Source organism: Sinorhizobium sp. BJ1, from assembly GCF_002531555.1.
GTDB lineage: Bacteria > Pseudomonadota > Alphaproteobacteria > Rhizobiales > Rhizobiaceae > Sinorhizobium > Sinorhizobium fredii_B.
This window is the reverse complement of sequence record NZ_NWTH01000110.1, coordinates 1-1,094: the sequence shown is the minus strand read 5'-3', so window position 1 is coordinate 1,094 and position 1,094 is coordinate 1. Positions and strand designations below refer to the sequence as shown.

At 67.5% G+C, this 1,094-nt stretch carries 1 protein-coding gene; it reads right to left on the bottom strand.

Annotated features, from left to right (window positions below):
* The coding region (locus CO676_RS34280; RefSeq protein WP_144340264.1) for an ABC transporter ATP-binding protein at window positions 1-1,094 on the bottom strand (1,094 nt) is incomplete at both ends.

Here is a 1,094-nt window from a genome sequence, read left to right as displayed (position 1 = left end):
TCGGTGTCGAGCGCCGAGGTCGCCTCGTCGAGAAGCAGGATCGGCGCGTTGCGGACCAGCGCACGGGCGATCGACAGCCGCTGGCGCTGGCCGCCGGAAAGGGTGATCCCATGTTCGCCGACCGGCGTGTCGTAGCCCTCAGGCTGCGCCAGGATGAAGTCATGCGCATAGGCGAGGCGGGCGGCCTCCTCGATCTCGGCGTCGGTGGCGTCCGGCCGGCCGTAGCGGATGTTGTCGCGGATCGAGCCTTCGAAGAGATACGGCTGCTGCGAGACATAGGCGAGGCCGTTGCGCAGCGACTGCTTGGTGACGCCGGCAATGTCCTGGCCGTCGATGAGGATCTGCCCGGACAGCGGATCGTAGAAGCGCGGGATGAGGCTGATGATCGTCGACTTGCCGGCCCCGGACGGGCCGACCAGCGCCGTCGTCTTGCCGCCTTCGGCACGGAAGCTGACACCTTTGAGGATCTCCTCGCCGTTGCCATAGGCGAAGCGCACGTCGCGCAGTTCGACCGTCGCCTCGCCGAGCTTCAGCTCGGTGGCGTCGGGGCGGTCGCGCTGATGCGGAACCGTGTCGAGGATTTCGTAGATCATCCGGGCGTTGACGGCGGCGCGCTCCAGCGACACCTGCAGCCGCGCCAGGCGGCGCGCCGGGTCATAGGCCATCAGCAGCGCGGTGACGAAGGCGAAGAACGCGCCCGGCGGCACGTTGCCGTAGATCGAGCGGAAGGCGGAATAGGCGAGTACGCTGGAGATCGCCAGGCCGGCAAAGGTCTCCGTCATCGGCGCGGTGCGCTCGCTCAGCCGTGCGATGCGGTTGGCGCGGTTCTCGGCCCGCTCGATGATCGTCTCGACCTTGCGGCGCAGTTCGTTCTCCATCGTGAAGGCCTTGACGATTGTGATCCCCTGGATGGTCTCCTGCATCGCGCCGAGGACGCGGCTGTTGACCTCGACCGCCTCGCGGGTCGCCAGCCGCAAGCGCTTGGAAATATAGCGCAGGCCGAGCAGCAGCGGCGGCGCGACGAAGAACACGATCAGCGACAGCAGCCAGTCCTTGCTGAACATGACGCCGACCAGGCCGACCAGGGTCAGGAA